This window comes from Clostridium sp. AF50-3 (assembly GCF_003477445.1).
Lineage (GTDB): Bacteria > Bacillota > Clostridia > Lachnospirales > Lachnospiraceae > Otoolea > Otoolea fessa.
In genome coordinates, this window is sequence record NZ_QUDH01000039.1 from 1 (window position 1) to 3,105 (window position 3,105).

Consider the following 3,105-nt stretch of genomic DNA (forward strand, 5'->3'; position numbering starts at 1 on the left):
GACAGGGGCTTGATATTATCCCTACTGTCCATGAGGGAGCTGCTGTCCGGCAGATGGAAAAGCGGGGTATCCAGACGAACATCGGCAACCTGAACCGGGAAATCAGAGCTGCCAACCGCCTGATGAAGTCTATCCGGCAGCTCATTCAAAACCTCAAAGGCTGGATTACCGAGCTGGGAGAAAAACGAAAAGAACTGCTTGCACAAAAGGCGGCGGAGGAAGCGACACTTCTTCCCAATCTGCTGATGAAGTATATGGAGATACGAAAGGAAGAACGGAGGGACTGGACAAGGGCTGGACAGAACCGGGGGACTTCACAGGACTTAAAGGCAGTCAGCGAAGCCTTGTCCTATCTCCGGCAAAAGGGGCTTTCCACTGTGGAGGACTTAGAAGCATTTCTGGAATCTTCCGGGAAATCAGCCGCCGATTACCACAATCAGATGAAGCCAAAGGAAGCCCGCAGCAAAGTGATTGACGGGATTCTTGCCAGCCGGACAGCCTGCAAGGAATGTAAGCCTGTCTATGAGAAGTACCAGAAGATATTTTTCAAGAAAACAAAGGAGAAATTCAAACAGGAACACCCGGAGGTCGCCCGGTATGCGAAAGCCACCGCCTACCTTGCCAAGCACCCGGACGATAAGGACAGCACCCAAAAGGAACTGCAACAGGAGCAGGAAAAACTTCTCAGCGAAATCGCAGAGCTGAAAGTACCGCTGACAGAGGTACAGGAGGATTTGAAGAAGCTGCGGGACATCCGCTACTGGGTACGGAAAGCCACCCCCGGCACAGAAGAAAGCAAAGAGCCGCCCAAGAAGCAGCCCCTCAAAGAAGTCTTGCAGGATAAGGCGGACGAGAAAAAAGCACAAAGAACTGCCCCGGTGCAGACAAAACACAAACAACAGGATATGGAACTTTAACAGGCACTTGCCATTTTCAGATTGAGAATGTCAGGTGCTTTTCTTTTTTTCAAGGAGGGATAGATTTGAATGTATTTGAAGCTGTGAAGCAGTCCGTCACAACAAGACAGGCTGCGGAGCATTATGGAATCCATGTAGGTCGAACGGGATGGCTTGCTGCCCGTTCCATAACGATAAAACCCCAAGCATGAAGCTGGATCGGCGTTACCACTGCTTCGGCTGCGGTGCGGATGGGGATGTGATTGATTTTGCCGCCGCCCTGTATGGGCTGGGAAAGAAAGAAGCCGCCGTACAACTGGCACAGGACTTCGGGCTTTCCTATGAGGACTGGAAGCCGCCGGGAAAGGAAAAAAAGCCAAAGCCCCGGCAGAAATCCCCGGAGGAACAGTTTCAGGAAGCAAAGAACCGCTGCTTCCGTATTCTTGCTGATTATCTCCATCTGCTTCGGGCATGGAGAACGGACTACGCCCCACACTCCCCGGAGGAAGCCTTTCATCCCCGGTTTATAGAAGCCTTACAGAAGCAAGACCAAGTGGAGTATCTGCTGGATGTGCTGCTGTTCGGGGAAACAGAGGAAAAAGCGGCTTTGATTACGGACTACGGAAAGGATGTGATACAGCTTGAACAGCGAATGGCAGAGCTTGCCGCCGCAGACGCAGCAAGAACTAAAAAACACCATGAACGCCATGCAGCCACCCCAGAGCATTGAGGAAATCAAGGAGGGGCTGGAAACTACCGAGAAAGGCGGTGTCCGTCAGAGCATACGGAACTGCCTGACTGTATTCCAGCGTGACCCGCTGCTTTCCGGGGCTATCGCATACAACATCCTGACTGACCGCAAGGACATCATAAAGCCCATCGGCTTCCACAGGGAAAGCACCGCCCTGAACGATACAGATATGAAGTATCTGCTTCTTTATCTGGAAGAAACCTACGGGCTTACCAATGAGAAAAAGATTGATAACGCCATCGGGATTGTGGCGAATGAAAACAAGTACCACCCATCCGGGATTATTTAAGTTCCCTTGTGTGGGACGGGACAGAGCGAATCCGCTTCTGCCTGCGGCACTTTCTGGGGGCTGACGCAGACGATTACACCTATGAAGCATTGAAGCTGTTCCTGCTGGGTGCAATCTCACGAGCCTTTCAGCCGGGGTGCAAGTTTGAAATCATGCTCTGTCTGGTCGGCGGTCAGGGGGCTGGCAAGTCCACTTTCTTCCGTCTGCTGGCAGTCCGGGACGAGTGGTTCTCCGATGATTTGCGGAAGCTGGACGATGACAATGTGTACCGCAAGCTGCAAGGTCACTGGATTATCGAAATGTCGGAAATGATGGCAACCGCCAACGCCAAGAGCATTGAGGAAATCAAGTCATTTTTAAGCCGGCAGAAAGAGGTTTACAAGATACCTTATGAAACCCACCCGGCAGACCGCCCCCGTCAGTGCGTGTTTGGCGGCACTTCCAATGCCCTGGACTTCCTGCCCCTTGACCGTTCCGGCAACCGCCGCTTTATCCCCGTCATGGTGTACCCGGAGCAAGCCGAGGTTCACATTTTGGAGGACGAAGCTGCTTCCAGAGCCTATATCGAGCAGATGTGGGCAGAAGCGATGGAGATTTACCGAAGCGGCAGGTTCAAGCTGGCTTTCAGCCCCGCCATGCAGCGCTATCTCAAAGAACACCAGCGGGATTTTATGCCGGAGGACACCAAAGCAGGGATGATACAGGCGTATCTTGATAAGTACACCGGGAGCATGGTCTGCTCCAAGCAGATCTACAAGGAAGCCTTGAACCATGCTTTTGACGAGCCGAAGCAATGGGAAATCCGGGAAATCAACGAGATTATGAACCAGTGCATTTCCGGCTGGAGGTACTTCCCGAACCCAAGAATGTTTTCAGAATATGGCAGACAAAAGGGCTGGGAGCGTGAAAACCCGGCAACGGACTTAAGCAACCCGTCTGAAAAAACGATGGACGGTTTTGTGGAGGTCACAGAACAGATGGAGCTTCCATTCTGAAAAGGACAGCCCGTTGCACCCCCTGTTGCTATCCCGTTGCCGAGCCGGTTGCCGGGGAAAAACCTTTATTTCCGGGCTTTTCTCCCTTATAACAACCAAAACAACAGAAAAATAAAAGAAAAGTATAAATAGTAACCATCGCCAGATTGAGATTGTTTGCAAGGTCTTTTGAAG

At 51.7% G+C, this 3,105-nt stretch carries 4 pseudogenes; 3 read left to right on the top strand and 1 reads right to left on the bottom strand.

Going from position 1 to position 3,105, the window contains the following annotated elements:
• From DW085_RS18610 to DW085_RS18620, 3 pseudogenes are all read left to right on the top strand, one after another.
• Positions 1-917 (top strand): annotated as a pseudogene (locus DW085_RS18610) (MobA/MobL family protein); the annotation flags it as partial.
• A 65-nt stretch (positions 918-982) separates the two neighbouring features.
• Positions 983-1,626: pseudogene (locus DW085_RS18615) on the top strand (CHC2 zinc finger domain-containing protein).
• A pseudogene (locus DW085_RS18620) lies at positions 1,595-2,931 on the top strand (virulence-associated E family protein). Before DW085_RS18615 ends, DW085_RS18620 begins: the two co-directional pseudogenes overlap by 32 nt.
• Before the next feature lie 28 nt (positions 2,932-2,959).
• Here the strand turns inward: DW085_RS18620 and DW085_RS20745 are convergent.
• A pseudogene (locus DW085_RS20745) lies at positions 2,960-3,105 on the bottom strand (tweety protein); the annotation flags it as partial.